The organism is Stenotrophomonas sp. YJH_SMC_53, from assembly GCF_059369995.1.
The window spans coordinates 36,259-53,795 of the sequence record NZ_JCAFTF010000001.1 but is presented as its reverse complement, the minus strand read 5'-3'; the positions used below and the strand labels follow the sequence as shown (position 1 = coordinate 53,795).

General features: G+C 66.1%; 20 protein-coding genes and 2 tRNA genes. 6 read left to right on the top strand and 16 right to left on the bottom strand.

What is annotated here, in order from left to right:
* Nucleotide 1 precedes the first annotated feature (1 nt).
* Nucleotides 2–2,236, top strand: coding sequence for an ATP-binding protein (locus AC5P7X_RS00280; protein WP_495214309.1), 2,235 nt, complete (start codon nucleotides 2–4; stop codon nucleotides 2,234–2,236).
* Nucleotide 2,237: 1 nt separating this feature from the next.
* Here AC5P7X_RS00280 and bfr read toward each other — a convergent pair whose 3' ends face one another.
* From bfr to AC5P7X_RS00265, 3 genes are all read right to left on the bottom strand, one after another.
* Nucleotides 2,238–2,708, bottom strand: coding sequence for a bacterioferritin (bfr, locus tag AC5P7X_RS00275; RefSeq protein WP_005419804.1), 471 nt, complete (start codon nucleotides 2,706–2,708; stop codon nucleotides 2,238–2,240).
* Between the two features lie 142 nt (nucleotides 2,709–2,850).
* A complete protein-coding gene (locus AC5P7X_RS00270) occupies nucleotides 2,851–3,060 on the bottom strand; it encodes a (2Fe-2S)-binding protein (protein ID WP_053497678.1) in 210 nt (69 codons plus the stop codon).
* A 204-nt stretch (nucleotides 3,061–3,264) separates the two neighbouring features.
* A complete protein-coding gene (locus AC5P7X_RS00265) occupies nucleotides 3,265–3,888 on the bottom strand; it encodes an RNA pyrophosphohydrolase (RefSeq protein WP_005419809.1) in 624 nt (207 codons plus the stop codon).
* 121 nt (nucleotides 3,889–4,009) lie between these two features.
* On the opposite strand from AC5P7X_RS00265, the gene AC5P7X_RS00260 reads away from it, so the two are divergent.
* Nucleotides 4,010–4,086, top strand: a tRNA-Met gene (locus AC5P7X_RS00260).
* A 55-nt stretch (nucleotides 4,087–4,141) separates the two neighbouring features.
* Nucleotides 4,142–4,216: transfer RNA gene (locus tag AC5P7X_RS00255), tRNA-Gln, on the top strand.
* A 325-nt stretch (nucleotides 4,217–4,541) separates the two neighbouring features.
* Here the strand turns inward: AC5P7X_RS00255 and rpsI are convergent.
* Nucleotides 4,542–4,934 carry a 30S ribosomal protein S9 gene (rpsI, locus tag AC5P7X_RS00250; RefSeq protein ID WP_005411311.1) on the bottom strand — a complete coding sequence of 131 codons (393 nt, stop codon included), beginning with the start codon at nucleotides 4,932–4,934 and terminating at the stop codon, nucleotides 4,542–4,544.
* Between the two features lie 2 nt (nucleotides 4,935–4,936).
* Entirely contained in the window at nucleotides 4,937–5,365 is a 429-nt protein-coding gene (rplM, locus tag AC5P7X_RS00245; protein ID WP_005414692.1) for a 50S ribosomal protein L13, read from the bottom strand.
* A gap of 196 nt (nucleotides 5,366–5,561) precedes the next feature.
* Between rplM and coq7 the strand changes: the two genes are divergently transcribed.
* Entirely contained in the window at nucleotides 5,562–6,206 is a 645-nt protein-coding gene (coq7, locus tag AC5P7X_RS00240; protein WP_005419813.1) for a 2-polyprenyl-3-methyl-6-methoxy-1,4-benzoquinone monooxygenase, read from the top strand.
* Between the two features lie 82 nt (nucleotides 6,207–6,288).
* On the opposite strand, the gene AC5P7X_RS00235 is transcribed toward coq7, so the two are convergent.
* Together AC5P7X_RS00235 and speD are read right to left on the bottom strand one after the other, a co-directional pair.
* Nucleotides 6,289–6,609 carry a DMT family transporter gene (locus tag AC5P7X_RS00235; protein ID WP_005419816.1) on the bottom strand — a complete coding sequence of 107 codons (321 nt, stop codon included), beginning with the start codon at nucleotides 6,607–6,609 and terminating at the stop codon, nucleotides 6,289–6,291.
* Nucleotides 6,610–6,777: 168 nt separating this feature from the next.
* Nucleotides 6,778–7,572, bottom strand: coding sequence for an adenosylmethionine decarboxylase (gene speD, locus AC5P7X_RS00230; protein WP_005411315.1), 795 nt, complete (start codon nucleotides 7,570–7,572; stop codon nucleotides 6,778–6,780).
* A gap of 149 nt (nucleotides 7,573–7,721) precedes the next feature.
* Between speD and crp the strand changes: the two genes are divergently transcribed.
* Complete coding sequence (gene crp, locus AC5P7X_RS00225; RefSeq protein WP_010482649.1) at nucleotides 7,722–8,411, top strand: cAMP-activated global transcriptional regulator CRP; 690 nt, start codon at nucleotides 7,722–7,724, stop codon at nucleotides 8,409–8,411.
* Nucleotides 8,412–8,545: 134 nt separating this feature from the next.
* Nucleotides 8,546–9,307, top strand: a complete 762-nt coding sequence (locus tag AC5P7X_RS00220; RefSeq protein ID WP_206619933.1) for a sulfite exporter TauE/SafE family protein — start codon at nucleotides 8,546–8,548, stop codon at nucleotides 9,305–9,307.
* A 118-nt stretch (nucleotides 9,308–9,425) separates the two neighbouring features.
* Here AC5P7X_RS00220 and AC5P7X_RS00215 read toward each other — a convergent pair whose 3' ends face one another.
* The 9 genes from AC5P7X_RS00215 to rpe all read right to left on the bottom strand — a co-directional run bounded on the left by AC5P7X_RS00215 (nucleotide 9,426) and on the right by rpe (nucleotide 17,531).
* Nucleotides 9,426–10,142 (bottom strand): haloacid dehalogenase-like hydrolase, encoded by a 717-nt coding sequence (locus AC5P7X_RS00215; protein WP_005419826.1) that lies wholly within the window; start codon nucleotides 10,140–10,142, stop codon nucleotides 9,426–9,428.
* Nucleotides 10,139–10,933, bottom strand: coding sequence for an indole-3-glycerol phosphate synthase TrpC (gene trpC, locus AC5P7X_RS00210; protein WP_005419828.1), 795 nt, complete (start codon nucleotides 10,931–10,933; stop codon nucleotides 10,139–10,141). Before trpC ends, AC5P7X_RS00215 begins: the two co-directional genes overlap by 4 nt.
* Before the next feature lie 74 nt (nucleotides 10,934–11,007).
* Nucleotides 11,008–12,039 (bottom strand): anthranilate phosphoribosyltransferase, encoded by a 1,032-nt coding sequence (trpD, locus tag AC5P7X_RS00205; protein WP_005419829.1) that lies wholly within the window; start codon nucleotides 12,037–12,039, stop codon nucleotides 11,008–11,010.
* 16 nt (nucleotides 12,040–12,055) lie between these two features.
* Nucleotides 12,056–12,643 (bottom strand): anthranilate synthase component II, encoded by a 588-nt coding sequence (locus AC5P7X_RS00200; protein ID WP_053497686.1) that lies wholly within the window; start codon nucleotides 12,641–12,643, stop codon nucleotides 12,056–12,058.
* Nucleotides 12,644–12,645: 2 nt separating this feature from the next.
* Nucleotides 12,646–13,425: an SIMPL domain-containing protein gene (locus tag AC5P7X_RS00195; RefSeq protein ID WP_053497688.1), complete on the bottom strand. Its 780-nt coding sequence runs from the start codon at nucleotides 13,423–13,425 to the stop codon at nucleotides 12,646–12,648.
* 67 nt (nucleotides 13,426–13,492) lie between these two features.
* The gene (gene trpE / locus AC5P7X_RS00190) at nucleotides 13,493–14,968 is read right to left on the bottom strand and encodes an anthranilate synthase component I (RefSeq protein ID WP_065178876.1); all 1,476 of its coding nucleotides are present in this window, start codon (nucleotides 14,966–14,968) and stop codon (nucleotides 13,493–13,495) included.
* Between the two features lie 200 nt (nucleotides 14,969–15,168).
* Nucleotides 15,169–16,104: a lipid kinase YegS gene (gene yegS, locus AC5P7X_RS00185; protein ID WP_346607575.1), complete on the bottom strand. Its 936-nt coding sequence runs from the start codon at nucleotides 16,102–16,104 to the stop codon at nucleotides 15,169–15,171.
* A 254-nt stretch (nucleotides 16,105–16,358) separates the two neighbouring features.
* Complete coding sequence (locus AC5P7X_RS00180; RefSeq protein WP_053497693.1) at nucleotides 16,359–16,841, bottom strand: GNAT family N-acetyltransferase; 483 nt, start codon at nucleotides 16,839–16,841, stop codon at nucleotides 16,359–16,361.
* Between the two features lie 12 nt (nucleotides 16,842–16,853).
* On the bottom strand, nucleotides 16,854–17,531 hold the full coding sequence (gene rpe, locus AC5P7X_RS00175; RefSeq protein WP_053497695.1) for a ribulose-phosphate 3-epimerase: 678 nt from the start codon (nucleotides 17,529–17,531) through the stop codon (nucleotides 16,854–16,856).
* Between the last annotated feature and the right edge of the window lie 6 nt (nucleotides 17,532–17,537).

Genomic DNA, 17,537 nt, shown 5'->3' with positions numbered 1-17,537 from the left:
CGTGCCGCTGTGGGGCGTGCTGCTGGTTGCCCTCGCCGCGGCCACCATCGCGCTGATGGTGCTGGGCCTGCGGCTTCGCGCGCGCGACCGTGCGCTGGCGCAGCTGCAGCGCACGCACGGCGCGCTGGCCGCTGAACGGGACCAGCTACGCCATACCACTGAACGCCAGGGCCAGCTGGAACAACAGCTGCTGCAGGCCAAGCAGGCCGCCGAGGCGGCCGTGCTGGCCAAGGGCGAGTTCCTGGCCACGATGAGCCATGAGATCCGCACCCCGCTCAATGGCATCCTGCCGATGCTGGAGCTGATCGCACGCGGGCCACTGGGCGAGGACCAGCGGCAGATGCTGGCCACCGCCTCGGCCAGCTCGCAGCAGCTGCTGCGCATCGTCGACGACATCCTCGACTACTCCCGGCTGGAAGCACAGGCGCTGGAGCTGGAAATCACCAGCTTCAACCTGCGCGATCTGCTCGATGGCGTGGTGCAGCTGATGCAGCGCGCCGCCGACGCCAAGGGCCTGGCACTGGGCCTGCAGCTGGATCCATCGGTGCGCCTGCCGGTGCGCGGCGACCCGGTGCGCCTGCGCCAGGTGCTGAGCAACCTGCTGGCCAATGCGATCAAGTTCACCGCCCGCGGCCAGGTGCAGCTGCGCGTGCTGCGCCTGGGCGAAGGTGCCGCGCAGCACCAGCTGCGCTTCGAGATCATCGATACCGGCATCGGCATCGACGACGCGCTGCAGGCACGCCTGTTCCAGTCTTTCAGCCAGGCCGACGCATCCACCACGCGCATCTACGGCGGCACCGGCCTGGGCCTGGCCATCTGCAAGCGCATCATCGACCTGATGCATGGGCGTATTGGTGTGCAGTCCACGCCCGGGCAGGGTGCTACGTTCTGGTTCGAGATCCCGCTGCTGAAGGTTCCTGGCGACCTGCCTGCGATGACGCGCGCGCCGGCACCGCTGCTGCTGTTCAGTGCCGATGCAACGCTGCAGGCACGCATCGAGCGCATCGCTGCCCACCATGGACTGCAGGTGGAGGTGCTGGCGCAACTGGACAGCGTGGTCGAGCGCCTGCGCGCTCCCGCGCGGCCCGGAAAACCGGCACCCGCCTGGCTGCTGGTCGATGCGCGCGCACGCCGCAACGGCGAGGCCACGCTGCAGCTCGCACTGGGGGAACGCGGCGACGACGATGCACTGCAGGTACTGTGGCTGCAGGAGGATGCGATTGCGCAACGCCCCCGCCAGCGCCAGCTGCCCTCCCACTTCGACGACGCCGCCCTGCATGCACTGCTGGCGGCACCGGTCGCCTCTGCCCGCCCCGCTGCGCTGCTGGCCAGCGCGGAACACGAGCAACCGGCTGCCACGCTGCCGCCGCTGCATCTGCGCGTGCTGGTGGTGGAGGACAATACGGTGAACAGGATGGTGGCCGAGCAGCTGCTGCGGGTGTTCCAGTGCGAGGTGCGCAACGCCGCCGATGGCGAACAGGCCCTGGCCGCCCTCCGCGAAGGCGGGCTGGACATCGTGCTGATGGATTGCCAGATGCCAGTGCTGGACGGCTACGCCGCCACGCGCCGCTGGCGCGCCGAAGAAGCGGAAACCGGGCATGCGCGATTGCCGATCATCGCGATGACCGCCAATGCGATGGCCGGCGACCGCGAGCGCTGCCTGCAGGCCGGCATGGACGATTACCTGTCCAAGCCGATCGCACGCGCCACGCTGCATGCGCTGCTGCAGCGCTGGGGTGGCGGTAAAGCCGCAGCACCTGCACGGCCTTCTGTAGAGCCGGGTGATGCTCGGCTGACGGCCAACAGCAGTCGCGCTCCCTCAGCCGAGCACGGCTCGGATCTACAGGACGATGACAGCCGGGTCGGCTCCAAGCCACAACCGGTGCTCGACCGCGATGTGCTGGATGAACTGCACGCGGTGATCGGCGATGCTGCCACCCAGATCGTCACGGTATTTCTTGAAGATGCGCCGGCGATGGTGCAGCAGTTGCAGCTGGCGGCGCGGAACAGCGATGAACCGCGCCTGCAGGCCGTCGCGCACAGCCTGAAATCATCAAGCGCGAACGTGGGGGCATTGTCGCTGTCGGCGATCGCGCAGCGGATCGAGCACGAGGCCCGTAGTGGCAGCCTGCAGCGCCCCGCAGTCGCGGTGGCGCTGCTGGTTGCGGAATTCGCCCGGGCGCGCGTTGCACTGACGGGCTACCTGGCACAGCATCGCGCCGGCCAGGACCGCTGATTCACTCTTCCAGCTTGCTCAGCAGGTACTTCGGCTCGCCGATGCGCTCGATCAGGTCGAGCTGGGTTTCCAGCCAGTCGATGTGCTCTTCCTCCGAGTCGAGGATCTTCACGAACAGCTGGCGGCTGACATAGTCGCCAACCGAATCGGAATAGGCCACCGCCTCGCGCAGGGTGACCACGCCATCGCGTTCCAGCGACAGGTCGCACTGCAGGATTTCAGTCGGGTTCTCGCCGATGCGCAGCTTCCCCAGTGCCTGGAAGTTCGGCAGGCCTTCGAGGAACAGGATGCGGTCGGCGAGCATGTCGGCATGCTTCATCTCGTCGATCGATTCCTTGTACTCGTGTTCGGCCAGTTCCTTGATGCCCCAGTTCTTCAGCATCTTGGCGTGCAGGAAGTACTGGTTGATCGCGGTCAGCTCGTTGTAGAGGACCTTGTTGAGGAATTCGATGACCTTGGTGTCGCCCTTCATGGGGATGCTCCTGCACGCTGAAAACGCAGGCACTGTACCGCCTTGCGTGCGGTGGTGAAGGAACGCGAATCGTGCGCATTGGCCTGCGCGGCTGCAGGTGAAGGACGCGAAAGCGCGGCGTCAACACGCCGCGAGGAAACGATCAGGCAACCTGGGCCAGGCCCAATACCGGCAGCGGCAGATCGTGCGTCGCGCGTGCCTTGGCCAGCAGGTCGCCGGCCATGTCCAGGCAGGAACCGCAGGTGGCACCGCAACCGGTACGCATGGTCAGTTCGGCCACCGTGCTGACACCATGGTTGGCGGCTTCGCGGATCTGGTGGTCGGTGACTCCGTTGCAGATGCAGACGTACACAGGCGGGAACCGGGCTGGCAGGCCAGAAGCGGCCTGTTGCCTATTCCAATGGAAACGAGAATGGTTGTCAATCAGAGACCTGAACCATTCTCGATACCGTTCACAGTCGGATTGACCGGCCCGCCTGACAGCCCGGTCCTGCGTGGAAACAGCCGGCGGGGACGCGTTGTGACGGATCGGCCCGCAGCCTGCGTGGCTTCCCATTCAAACCGCCCCGGACTCCCCCTTGGCCTTGCGCGGCCAGTAGCCGCCGCGCTTGGGAGTGCGCTTCCGGGGCCTGTCGTGGCCGGCCGCGTGGCCCGGCATCCAGGCCTCGGCGGCACTCTTGGGCATGGCGCTGACGCCCTGCCCGGCCACCCCACGCGCCAACGGCGCCAGGTGTCGCAGCGCGCGCGCATAGACGCCACGCTTGAACATCACTACGTGCTCCACCGGGTACCAGAAGTCCACCCACCGCCAGTGGTCGAACTCGGGCGAGTCGGTATGGTCCAGCTGCACATGCGATTCATCGCCGGTCAGGCGCAGCAGGAACCAGACCTGCTTCTGCCCGATGCAGACCTGCCGTTCATTGCGGCGGATGGCCCGCGCCGGCAGCTTGTAGCGCAGCCAGCCGGGCGTCGCCCCGAGCACTTCCACGTGCTCAGGCAGCAGGCCGGTCTCTTCCTGCAGTTCACGATACATGGCCTCGACAGGCGTCTCGTCGGTGTTCATGCCACCCTGCGGGAACTGCCAGCCGTCCCGGCGCACGCGTCGTGCCCAGAACACCTGGCCGTCCTGCCGCATCAACACGATGCCGACGTTCGGTCGATAGCCGTCCGGATCGATCACGATGCGGACTCCTAAGAAAATCTACTGGTCGGGACTATCCCATGCCCTCTGTCGGCCCACAAGCACGGCACAAAAGTGTTGACAGGGCCGATACACATCCGCAGAATAGCGGGCTCACCAAGGCTATGTAGCTCAGCCGGTTAGAGCACAGCACTCATAATGCTGGGGTCGGTGGTTCGAGTCCACCCATAGCCACCACACTGAAAATCAAGTTGTTTTTCAGTGTGAAAAGTGAGAAAATAGTTGCACGTTTTGCCCCGTCGCCAAGCGGTAAGGCACCTGACTCTGACTCAGGCATTCGGTGGTTCGAATCCATCCGGGGCAGCCAAATTAAAAGCAAAAGGCCAGATCGAAAGATCTGGCCTTTTGCTTTTAATTTGGTCGCGCATTCCACCTGATCCCTGCGCCTGTCGGCGCGCCCCCTTGAACAACAAGGGGGCTCTTCTCCAGAGAGGCACCCGCGGGATCGGACCCTGCTCCGCAGGAAACGGCACCACCCCACCCCTTCCGAGATGCGACGCCCCGGGTAGTGCCGGCCGCTGGCCGGCAACCAGGACATCGATGACCCCCAGAACGACAAAAGCCCGGCCGAAGCCGGGCTTTTGCTTTCCCATCCAGCGGGCTCCCGAAGGAGCCCAACCAGGCGCGGTAGATCAGCGCTTGGAGAACTGGGTGGCGCGGCGGGCCTTGTGCAGACCAACCTTCTTACGCTCGACTTCACGGGCGTCACGGGTCATGAAGCCAGCCTTGCGCAGCTCGGACTTCAGGGTTTCGTCGTACTCGACCAGAGCACGGGCGATGCCCAGACGGATCGCACCGGCCTGGCCGGTGGTGCCGCCGCCAGCGGCGGTGACCAGGATGTCAAAGCTTTCGGTGTTCTTGGTCAGCTCGAGCGGCTGGCGCACGATCATGCGCGCGGTCTCACGACCAAAGAACTCGTCCAGCGGACGACCGTTGACGGTGATGTTGCCCGAACCCTTGCGCAGGAACACGCGAGCGGTGGAGGACTTGCGGCGGCCAGTGCCGTAGTTTTGAGTGATAGCCATGATTAGATATCCAGAACCTGCGGCTGCTGTGCGGCGTGCGGATGCTCAGTGCCGGCGTAGACCTTGAGCTTGCGGTACATCTGGCGACCCAGCGGGCCCTTCGGCAGCATGCCCTTGACGGCGATCTCGATCACGCGCTCCGGGTGGCGCTCCAGCGCCTGGGCCAGGGACTCGGTCTTCAGGTTGCCGATGTAACCGGTGAAACGGTGATACATCTTGTCCTGCAGCTTCTTGCCGGTGACGGCAATCTTTTCTGCATTGATGACGACCAGGTAGTCGCCGGTATCAACGTGCGGGGTGTAGACCGGCTTGTGCTTGCCACGCAGACGGCGGGCCAGCTCGGTGGCGAGACGGCCCAGGGTCTTGCCCTCGGCGTCGACGAGGTACCAGTCGCGCTGGACGGTCTCGTTCTTGGCAGTGAAAGTGCTCATGAAGAACTCTATGTTAGGTCGGGCTCATTGCGGCGAACGGCTCGCCGGAACTCTGCCACGCGTTGTGAAAGGTGAAGCGTAAGAGGCGGGATTGTACGCAGGTCAAGCCCCCGGTGCAAGCCGGCCATGTCCCGGGTTGGCAGGGGGCCGGAGCCGGGGGAGAATCGAGGGGTCTTCCGTCCCACCGCGTACCGCCATGACCGTGCTCCGCCAGACCACACCGCTGGACCATCTGCTGACCGAAGCGCAGCGCGCCTTGGACACGGTGTTCGGCAACCCGCCGGCAGCCCGCCCCTACCCGGCCGCGGACACCAGCGAGCCGGGCATGGACAACGCTGAACGCCGCCACGCGGCCGGGCTGATGCGGATCAACCACGTCGGCGAAGTCTGCGCACAGGGCCTGTATTTCGGGCAGGCCGCCGTGGCCCGCGACCCTGCCACGCGTGAACACCTGCTGGAAGCGGCCCAGGAGGAGACCGACCACCTGGCGTGGTGTGCCACCCGGCTGGGCGAGCTGGACAGCCGCCCGAGCCTGTTCAACCCGCTGTGGTACGCCGGCAGCTACACCATCGGCACCCTGGCCGGGCTGCGCGGCGACGGCTGGAACCTCGGCTTCGTGGTCGAAACCGAGCGCCAGGTGGAAGCCCATCTGGACGAGCACCTGGTCGATCTGCCGGCCGGCGACCTGCGCAGCCGTGCGGTCATCGAGGTGATGAAGGAAGACGAAGCCCGCCATGCGGAGCACGCCGAGCAGGCCGGCGCACGCCGCCTGCCGTTCCCGATCCCGGGCGTGATGGCGCTGGCCTCCAGGGTGATGAAGACCATCGCCTACCGCATTTGAAGGGTCGCCCGCACCAACGGTGCGGGCCTACCAGGAGGTGCGGGGGGCGACGGTGGGGCCCGACCGTTGGTCGGGCCATCAATCAGTTGGGCGAGACCAGCTTCAAGCCGATCACGCCGGCCACGATCAGGCCCACGCAGGCCAGGCGGGCCGGCGACGCACTGTCATTGAACAGGTAGATGCCGAGCACAGCCACGCCCATGGCACCGATGCCGGTCCAGATCGCGTAGGCCGTACCGACCGGGATGCTCTTCATCGCCTGGCTCATCAGGTACAGGCTGATCAGGGCCGATACCACCGTGGCAACGGTGGGCAGGGGTTTGCTGAAGCCTTCGGAGTACTTCATTCCGAGGGCGAAACCGATCTCGAACAGGCCGGCCAGCAGCAGGTAGATCCAGGGCATGGGTGGGGGCTCCTTACCTTTTTTGAGAAAAACGAAACGGCCCGGTGTTTTCACACCGGGCCGTGGGTCGGTACATCACCGTGGAACTGTAACGCGTGCGAGGCACTGGTTCCACGGGGCGGGTCGTCCCGCCTGGGTGGCGATGCCTGCGGGCATCGCACATGGGGCTTACTCGGACAGGTTCCGGCCGTGGAACAGCTCTTCGATCTCGCGCTTGAGCAGCGCTTCGATCTTCATGCGTTCCTTGAACGACAGGTTCTTGGCCTTTTCCTCGAACAGGTACTGGTCCAGGTCGAAGTCCTTCAGGTGCATCTTCGTGTGGAAGATGTTCTCCTGGTAGACGTTGACGTCGAACATCTCGTAACGCGACTTGATGTTCTTGGCCAGGAAGTTCTGGATCGAGTTGATCTTGTGGTCGATGAAGTGCTTCTTGCCCTTCACATCGCGGGTGAAGCCACGGACGCGGTAGTCCATGATCACGATGTCCGACTCGAGGCTCTCGATCAGGTAGTTCAGGGCCTTCAGCGGGGAAATGACGCCACAGGTGGCCACGTCGATGTCCGCGCGGAACGTGGCGATACCTTCCTGCGGATGGGTTTCCGGGTAGGTATGGACCGTGATGTGGCTCTTGTCCATGTGCGCGACCACGGCGTCGGAGATCAGCTCCTTGCCGGCCAGCTTCTTGTCGATCACCGGTTCTTCGGAGATCAGGATGGTCACCGAGGCACCCTGCGGATCGTAGTCCTGGCGGGCCACGTTCAGGATGTTGGCGCCGATGATCTCGGCGACATCGGTCAAGATCTGAGTCAGCCTGTCGGCGTTGTACTCTTCATCGATGTATTCAATGTAACGCTGACGCTCCTCTTCGGTGCGCGCGTAACACACGTCATAGATGTTGAAGCTCAGCGCCTTGGTGAGGTTGTTGAAACCCTGCAGCCTCAGGCGAGGCAACGGCTTGACCACGGCGGTCGATTCCTGTGTAAGAAGGGAAAGGGGGAATTATGGGGCAAACTGCCCCCGGGGGGAACGTGAAGACGCAAGAGTTCTGGCACACTGTTTGCCCTTAACAATTGCGCTGGTTAAGCTCCGCTATCGACCCCGTGAATCCGTTCATGCGCAGAGGGAGCGCTCCTATCGTGTCAACCGTGCGCCTAGCTAGCAGTCCACTGGCCCTGGATATCGCCACAATCGATCGTTTCCTGGCGCACAGCCACAGGCGGCGATATCCCACCCGTACCGACGTCTTCCGGCCCGGAGACCCGGCGGGAACCCTGTATTACGTCATCAGCGGCTCGGTTTCGATCATGGCCGAGGAAGATGACGATCGCGAGCTTGTGCTGGGCTACTTCGGTGCCGGCGAGTTCGTCGGCGAGATGGGCCTGTTCGTCGAATCGGACCGCCGGGAGGTGATCCTGCGGACCCGTACCGCCTGCGAGCTGGCTGAAATCAGCTACGAGCGCCTGCATCAGCTGTTCCTCGGCCCGCTGTCGGCCGATGCCCCGCGCCTGCTGTACGCGCTGGGCCAGCAGATTTCCAAGCGCCTGCTCGACACCAGCCGCAAGGCCAGCCGCCTGGCATTCCTGGACGTGACCGACCGGATCGTGCGCACCCTGCACGACCTGGCGCAGGAACCGGAGGCAATGAGCCACCCGCAGGGCAGCCAGCTGCGCGTATCGCGACAGGAACTGGCGCGACTGGTCGGCTGCTCGCGCGAAATGGCCGGCCGCGTGCTGAAGAAACTGCAGACCGACGGCCTGCTGCATGCCCGCGGCAAGACCGTGGTGCTGTACGGCACCCGTTGATTGCAAGGCAACCCAAGGCTGGCGAGCCATCCTGTAGAGCCGAGCCGACGCTCGGCTGCTGTCCGTCGAAGGCAGCCGCGCATGGGTTCAGCTCTACACGGCCCCTGCGCGGCCCGCTGGGCTAGGCTCGGTGCATGGAGCTGAGCAGCGAATTCTGGTGGTTCATCCTCATCGGCCTCGGCGCACAGCTGGTGGACGGTGCATTGGGCATGGCGTTCGGCCTGGTGTCCTCGTCGGTGATGCTGAGCATGGGCCTGCCCCCGGCGCAGGTCAGCGCCAGCATCCACACCGCTGAAGTGTTCACCACGGGCGCCTCGGGGGTGTCGCACCTCGCAGCCGGAAATGTCGATAAACGCCTGTTCCTGCGCCTGGCCCTGCCCGGCGCAGTGGGCGGTGCCGTGGGCGCGTACGTGCTCACGCAGATCCCGGGCGAGATCATCCGGCCACTGATCTACCTGTACCTGCTGGTGCTGGCGATCATCATCCTGGCCCGCGCCGCTGGGCGCTGGATGCCCCAGGGCGAGATCCGCCGGGTGCCGGTGCTGGGCTTCTTCGCCGGCCTGCTCGACGCCAGCGGCGGCGGTGGCTGGGGGCCGATCGCGACGTCCACCCTGCTCGCCCGCGGCGGCCAGGCGCGCACCACCATCGGAACAGTCAACGCAGCCGAGTTCGTGGTCACGTTGACGGTGTCAGCGACCTTCCTGTTGTCGATGGGCGTGCAGCATCTGCAGATCGTTGCCGGCCTGCTGATCGGCGGCATGATGGCCGCTCCGGTGGCGGCGATCCTGGTCAAGCGGGTGAAGGAGCGCTGGGTGCTGGTGGCCGTGGGCGTGCTGGTACTGGGCATCAGCCTGTTCCAGATCGGGCATGCGGCGTACGGGTACCTGGGGCGCTGAGCGCTTGCCGGCCAGCGGCCGGCACTACCCGCGCCTGTTCCGGTAGCGCCGGGCCATGCCCGGCGGATCATTCACCGTGAGATGGGGTCAGAGCCCCTTCGGGGATCTGACCCCTGGATCAGGCCTTGTCGCCGCCGCGATCCACGCATCCCCAGTTGAGGATGCGGGTGCCGGCCGGCAGCACGCGGCGGAAGAACGCCACCCGCCCCGGCTTCGGGTTCACCACCACCGGCGCCTTGGCCGCCAGCAGCAGCGGCAGGTCGGCGGTGCTGTCGGAATAGGCGATATCGATGTCGCCATAGCCGCGCTCGCGCAGCATGCGCATCTTCTCTTCGTTGTGGCAGTGACGGGTGGGACCGACGCCGCCCAGCCGCGGGCCGACCTCGGTGCCGATCACCGGCACATCCTGATGGGCCACGAAGGCCAGGATCGCGCGGGCCAGCTCCGGCGGCGCGCCGGTGGCAACCACCACGCGATCGCCTTTGGCGCGGTGCGCGGCGAACACTTCCAGCGCCTGCGGCAGCAGCTTGGCGCGCATCTGCGCCTGGTTGCGCAGCACGTAGGCGTCGATCACCTTGTTGAAATCGCGCGCACGGTGCAGGCCGAAGCTGCCGATCCACACATAGACCGAGATGCCCGCGCGACGGGTCGGCAGCATCGCCACCATCGGCCCGGCGATCGGCGTGACCAGCAGCGCCGCCAGCATGCGCAGCGGGTTGCGCTTGATCAGCGAGGCGAACAGGTGGGTACCCGAATCGCCGTCGTAGAGGGTGTGGTCGAAGTCGAAGACCACCAGCGGCGCATCCTCGCGCGGCGTCGGATAGTGCGTTGTCATGTTGCGAAGAATAGCTGACGCAGGCCCTCGCCCGGCTCTTCCACGCGCATGAAGGCCTCGCCGACCAGGAAGGCATGGATGCCGGCGTCGCGCATCAGCGCCACGTCCTGCGGGCCGAGGATGCCGCTTTCGGTGACCAGCAGGCGGTCACGCGGCACGGCCTGCTGCATATCCAGCGTGGTCTGCAGCGACACCTCGAAGGTGCGCAGGTTGCGGTTGTTGATGCCGATCATCGGCGCCGGCACCTGCAGTGCGCGCTCCAGTTCGTCGATGTCGTGCACTTCCACCAGCACGTCCATGCCCAGCGACAGCGCCAGTTCCGACAGCGTGGCCAGCTGGGTGTCGTCCAGCGCGGCGACGATCAGCAGGATGCAGTCGGCGCCCAGCACGCGTGCCTCGTACACCTGGTAGGCGTCGATCACGAAGTCCTTGCGCAGCACCGGCAGCGTGCAGGCTTCACGGGCCTGCTGCAGGTAGGTATCGGCGCCCTGGAAGAAGTCCACGTCGGTCAGCACCGAAAGGCAGCTGGCACCACCGAACTCGTAGCTGACCGCGATGTCAGCCGGTCGGAAGTCGGGGCGGATGACGCCCTTGGACGGGCTGGCCTTCTTCACCTCGGCAATCACCGCCGGGTCGCCGTTGGCCACGGCCGCCTGCAACGCGCGCACGAAGCCACGTACCGGCGGGGCGCTGGCCACGGCGGCCTGCAGCTCCTCGAGCGGGCGCTGGGCGCGGCGCTGGGCCACTTCTTCGGCCTTGCGGGCCAGGATCGTCTGCAGGATGTCGCTCATCGTCTTCGATTCGGTGCGGGGGCGCTGAGGACGGCCATTATCGGCCATCGATGGGGTCAGGCTGAACCGCGCGCTCAGGCAACCAGCGCGCGGGTGGTCTCCACATACTGCTGCAGGCGCTGGCGCGCGCTGCCATTGGCGATGGCGGCACGGGCGCGGGCCAGGCCATCACCGATGTCGCTGGCCACGCCGGCCACGTACAGCGCGGCGCCGGCATTGAGCGCGACGATGTCCAGCGCCGGGCCGGGCTCGTTGTCCAGCACCGCGCGCAGCATCTGGATGGACTGCTCCGGGCTGTCCACGCGCAGGTTGCGGCTGGCCGACATGGCGATGCCGAAGTCCTCCGGGTGGATCTCGTACTCGCGCACCTTGCCGTCGCGCAACTCGCCCACCAGGGTGCCGGCGCCGAGCGAGATCTCATCCATGTTGTCGCGGCCCCAGACCACCATGGCGCGCTCGGTGCCCAGCTCGCGCAGCACGCGCGCCTGGATACCCACCAGATCAGGATGGAACACGCCCATCAGCACCGACGGCGCGCTGGCGGGGTTGGTCAGCGGACCGAGGATGTTGAAGATGGTGCGCACCCCCATCTCGCGGCGGACCGGCGCGACGACCTTCATCGACGGATGATGGATCGGCGCGAACATGAAGCCGATGCCGGTCTGCTCGATGGCAGCGGCCACCTGCGCTGGCTGCAGCTCGATGGCCGCGCCCAGTGCTTCCACCGCATCGGCGCTGCCGGACTTGGACGACACGCTGCGGTTGCCGTGCTTGGCCACGCGCGCACCGGCCGCAGCCGCCACGAACATCGCGCAGGTGGAGATGTTGAAGGTGTGCGAGCCATCGCCACCGGTGCCGACGATGTCGACCAGGTGGGTGCTGTCGACCACCGGCACCGCCAGCGCGAATTCGCGCATGACCGTGGCGGCGGCGGCGATCTCGTCGATGGTTTCCTTCTTCACCCGCAGGCCGGTGAGGATGGCGGCGGTCATCATCGGCGACACGTCGCCGCGCATGATCTGCCGCATCAGGTCGACCATCTCGTCGAAGAAGATCTCGCGGTGCTCGATGGTGCGTTGCAGGGCTTCCTGGGGGGAGAAGCTCATGGGAATGCTCCTTGGATCAGGCCACTGGGCGCTGCAGGAAATTGCGCAGCAGGGCGTGACCGTGTTCGGTGAGGATGGATTCGGGGTGGAACTGCACGCCTTCCACCGGGAACTGGCGGTGGCGCAGGCCCATGATCTCTTCGATCGAGCCGTCCTCGTTCTCGGTCCAGGCGGTCACTTCCAGGCAGTCCGGCAGACTGTTCTTGTCCACCACCAGCGAGTGGTAGCGGGTGGCCTGGTAACGGTCCGGCAGGCCGGCGAACACGCCCTTGCCTTCGTGGCGGATCGGCGAGGTCTTGCCGTGCATGATGTTGCCGGCGCGGATCACGGTGCCGCCGTAGACCTGGCCGATGCCCTGGTGGCCAAGGCACACGCCGAGGATCGGCGTGGTCGGGCCCAGCCGCTGGATCAGCTCCAGCGACACGCCCGCTTCGTTGGGGGTGCACGGGCCGGGCGAAATGACGATGCGCTCGGGCTTCTGCGCGGCGATCTCGTCCACGCTCATCGCATCGTTGCGCACCACCTTCACCTCGGCGCCCAGCGTCTGCAGGTACTGCACGAGGTTGTAGGTGAAGCTGTCGTAGTTGTCGATCATCCACAACATGGTCAGGTTCCGTCGCTTATCAGGAAAATGGCGTACACGTTTTCGGTGTAGGTGATGGGGCCGGCTTCGACCGACTCGGGCAGGCGGGAGCCCGTGGTCTCGATGCTGTTCATCGGTGCCTCGGGCGCGGGCGGCGAAGGCGGCGTCACCAGATCCCCACTGCTCGGCCAACTGCCGGCCTGGATGCCATAAGCAAAGTTCGGCGCTACGTCGGAAATGCTGTACAGGCCGCGCAGCCGGGTGCCGTAGGCCTTGGCCAGGCCCTGCGCGGACTGGCGGGTCTGGGCTGCGGCCTCGCCCTTGAGTTCGCGCCGCAACGCCGCTTCGCCCGAGTAGGTCGGCGCCATGCTGCTGACCTGCACGTTCTCGTTGGCCTTCAACGCACCCAGCACGTCCTGCATCGCCTTCACGCTGGCGAAGCTGGCGCGCAGCTGGCGCGACACGCGGGTACCGATGAAGACCTGCCGGTTCTGCTCATAGCGCGTCGCCGGGCCGATCCGCAGGTTGTCCGCACGCACGCTGCCCTCCACCGCCTTGTGCTGCTTGAACAGCGCCAGCACGCGGGCCACGTTGCCCTGCACGCGGCGCCGCGCGGCGTCGGCATCCATGTCGGTCTCTTCGATGTTCAACTGCAGGCCGAAGCGGTCGGGCATCACTGTGCGGGTGCCCTGCCCCTTCACCAGCAGGTGCGGCTGAGAGGGGATCGTGTTGGCCTGCGCCCAGGCAGACGGGGCCATCGTGGCCAGCAGTGACGACCACAGCAATGCGCTCAGCAGCTTCATGCGGTACTCCTTGTCTTGAATGGGAACAGCGGACGATGCCGTGGCGCAGGCCACGGCACGGGGAAACTCACAGGCCCTTGGCGGCCTGGGCGACGGCGCGGAACAGCGCACGGCCCTTGTTCATCGTCTCGTCCCATTCCTTGTCCGGGTCCGAGTCGTAGACGATGCCGGCGCCGGCCTGCACGTACAGGCGGCCATCCTTGATGACCGCAGTGCGGATCGCGATCGCGGTATCGGCATCGCCGTGCCAGCCGATGTAGCCGATGCTGCCGGCGTAGACGTTGCGCTTGATCGGTTCCAGTTCGCGGATCACTTCCAGCGCGCGGATCTTTGGCGCGCCGCTGACCGTGCCGGCCGGGAAGGTGGCGCGCAGCACGTCGGCATAGCTCAGGCCCGGCTGCAGTTGGCCGGTCACTTCGCTGACGATATGCATGACATGGCTGTAGCGTTCGATCACGAACTGCTCGCCCACTTCCACGGTACCGGCCCTGGAGACGCGCCCGGCATCGTTGCGGCCGAGGTCGATCAGCATCAGGTGCTCGGCACGTTCCTTCGGATCGGCCAGCAGCTCGGCTTCCAGTGCCAGGTCCAGCTCGGGCGTGGCGCCACGCGGGCGGGTGCCGGCGATCGGGCGCACGGTCACTTCGCCATCCTGCAAACGCACCAGGATTTCCGGCGAGGAACCAACCACCTGCAGGTCGCCGACATCGAGGAAATACATGTACGGCGAGGGATTCAACGCGCGCAGCGCGCGGTACACATCCACCGGGCGCGCCTTGAACGGCACGCTCAGGCGCTGGCTGAGCACCACCTGGAAGATGTCACCGGCGCGGATGTATTCCTTGCTGCGCTGGACCGCATCGACGAAGCCTTCGCGGGTGAAGCCGGAGACGAAATCCGATTCGTCCAGCACGTCGCTGTTGAGCGGCGCCGGATAGCCGGCACCCGGCGCACGCAGCTTCGCAGTCAGGGCATCCAGGCGCGCCTGCGCCTGCTCGAAGGCACCGTCGACACGCGGGTCGGCGTGCACGATCAAGTACAGCCGGCCCTTGAGATTGTCGAATACCGCCAGCTCGTTGGAGTCCAGCAGCAGGATGTCCGGCGTGCCCAGCTCATCACGGCCAGCCGGCGGGGCCAGGCGCGGCTCGATGTAGCCGATGCATTCGAAGCCGAACCAGCCGACCAGGCCGCCGGTGAAGCCCGGCAGGCCTTCCAGCTTGGGCACCGAGTGGGCGCTGCGCAGCGCCTCGACTTCGGCGAAGGGATCGGCTACCTCGCGGGTGTCCACCACCTGGCCGTCTTCGCGCACGGTCAGCGTGTGGCCGTGGAAGGCATACACGCGGCGCGCCGGCAGGCCGATGATCGAGTAACGACCAAAGCGCTCGCCGCCTTCGACGGATTCAAACAGGTAGGTATTGGGGCCGTCGGCGAGCTTCAGATAGACCGAAAGCGGCGTGTCCAGGTCGGACAGCACTTCGCGGACGACGGGAATGTGGGTGTGGCCTTCAGCGGCCTGCTGCTGAAACTGAGCGTGCGAGTTCAAGACGACTTTCCTTCCGGGACACAGCGTTATGGGGGCGGACGACGGCAACGGGCCACCATCGCCACCAACGGCGTGCGGAAGAAAGAGTATGCGGGGTCGTCAGGCTGGACACCCTTTGACTGTATCGCAGCTTGCGCGGCAGGGGAACCCTGGGAAACTGAACCACCGGACGCCCGCGGTGGCCACGGGGACTGATGACTCTACCCCTGCCCCTCCAGCAACGGGCATCCGGTCGGCAGATGCATCCGCACCCTGCCCGGCACGCACTCGACGCGAAAGTGACGGGCCTGCACCGGTTCGCCGTCCAGATTCAGGGTCAGCGCCTTGGGCGCATCGATCTGCAGCCACGACAGCCGCGCCCGTGTGGCCAGCTGTTCCAGTGCGGCCTGGGTACCGGACTTCAGCATCTGGCCGAGGGTGGCGGCGACCTCCCCTTCCAGTTCCGGAAGCACGGTCACATCCAGCAGTCCATCATCGATCAGTGCCTGCGGGCACAGCTGCTGGCCACCGCCGGCCTGCCGGCCATTGCCGATGCCGAGCGCGATGAAGTCACCTTCCCAGGCGAAGTCCGGGCCGGACAGGCGCGCGGCGATCGGCTCGATGCGGCCCAGCTTGGCGATGCCGGTGATCACGTAGGCCAGCCCACCGAGCATCTTCTTCAAGCCGGCATCGGTCTCCACCGTCACCTGCGTGCCGAAGCCACCACTGGCGAGGTTGGCGCACCACCAGGGCGTGCCATCGGCATCCACACGCAACAGGTCGATGGGCCGTGCCGGCACCTGGCCGATCAGCGCGAGGGCATCGCCGGGCTCGGTGGGAATGCCTGCCGACGTGGCGAAGTCGTTGGCGGTCCCCATCGGAATCAACGCCAGCGAAGGCAGCGCTTCTGCCGGTTCCTCACGATGGGCCAACGTCTCGGCCACCGCGCTGAGCGTGCCATCGCCACCGGCCGCCACGATCACGTCCACGCCATGATGGATGGCCTCGGCAACGTAGCGTTCAGCGTCACCGTCTTCCCAGGTCACCCGCACCTCCAGCTGCACGCCCTGCCCGCGCCAATGGCCCACGGCGTCGCGCAGTTCATTGTTGCCAGCCGATTTGCCGTTGAGGATCAGGCGCCAGCGCGGGGTGGTCATGCGGTACTTCCAGGTCAGGGCGGCACAGGCTAGCAATGCACTGTTTGCCCGCAGTGAATGTCACGCACGTGTCATTCAGCTGCTGGAGAATGGAAGGCCATAGCAGGGACGACGGATGGAGGCAGGATCAGCCTCCCACGCATGCAGCGAGGCCACGCCAGTGATTGGCGTGGCTTTTTTTTGGGGGCGGGTACCCAGGGAGTGCGAACCAAGGTTCGCACCCACCGGGTTGCGGTTCGCACCCACCACACGCCTCACCCGTTGGCGAAATCGTGCAGCGCCTGCCCCTGCAGCCGGTACACGGTCCACTCATCCTGCGGTTTGGCGCCGGCGGCGGTGTAGAACTCGATGGCCGGAGTGTTCCAGTCCAGCACCGACCATTCGAAACGGCCGCAGCCTTCGGCCACGGCCTGGCGTGCGATGTACTTCAGCAGCGCCTTGCCGGCGCCCGCGCCACGCTTTTCCTGGCTGACATAGAGGTCTTCCAGGTAGATGCCCTTGCGGCCCAGCCAGGTGGAGTAGTTGTAGAAATACACCGCATAGCCGATCGCTTCACCACCGGCTTCGCAGATCAGTGCACGTGCAGTGGCATCGGGTCCGAACAGGCTTTCGGCGATGCCGATCTCATCGGTCTGCACCGAATGCTCGGCCTTCTCGTAGATGGCCAGCTCGCGGATGAAATGCAGGATCAGGCCAGCATCGGCCACGGTGGCCGGGCGGATGTTCAACACGGCCACCGTACTCATGGCTCAGCCCCGTGCCGCAGCGACGTTCGCGCGCATCTGCGCGATCACGTCCTGGTAGCTGGTCCTGGCGTTGAAGATGGCCGAGCCGGCGACGAAGGTATCGGCGCCGGCGGCAGCGATCTCACCGATGTTGTCGGCCTTCACGCCACCGTCGATCTCCAGGCGGATGTCCTTGCCGCTGGCATCGATCATCTTGCGCACCACGCGCAGCTTGTCCAGCGCCGAGGGGATGAAGGCCTGGCCGCCGAAGCCCGGGTTGACCGACATCAGCAGCACCAGGTCCAGGTCATCCAGCACCCAGTCGAGGATGTCCACCGGGGTGGCCGGATTGAGCACGATGCCCGGCTTGCAGCCCAGCGAGCGGATCAGCTGGATGGTGCGGTGCACGTGCCGGCTCGCCTCCGGGTGGAAGCTGATGTAGGTGGCACCGGCCTCGGCGAAGTCCGGGATGATGCGGTCCACCGGCTCGACCATCAGGTGCACGTCGATCGGCGCGGTGATGCCGTGCTTGCGCAGGGCCTGGCAGACCATCGGGCCGATGGTCAGGTTCGGCACGTAGTGGTTGTCCATCACGTCGAAGTGGACCCAGTCCGCACCGGCAGCGAGGACGTTGTCGACTTCCTCGCCGAGGCGGGCGAAGTTGGCGGACAGGATGGAGGGGGCGATGAGGCAGTGGGACATGGCCGG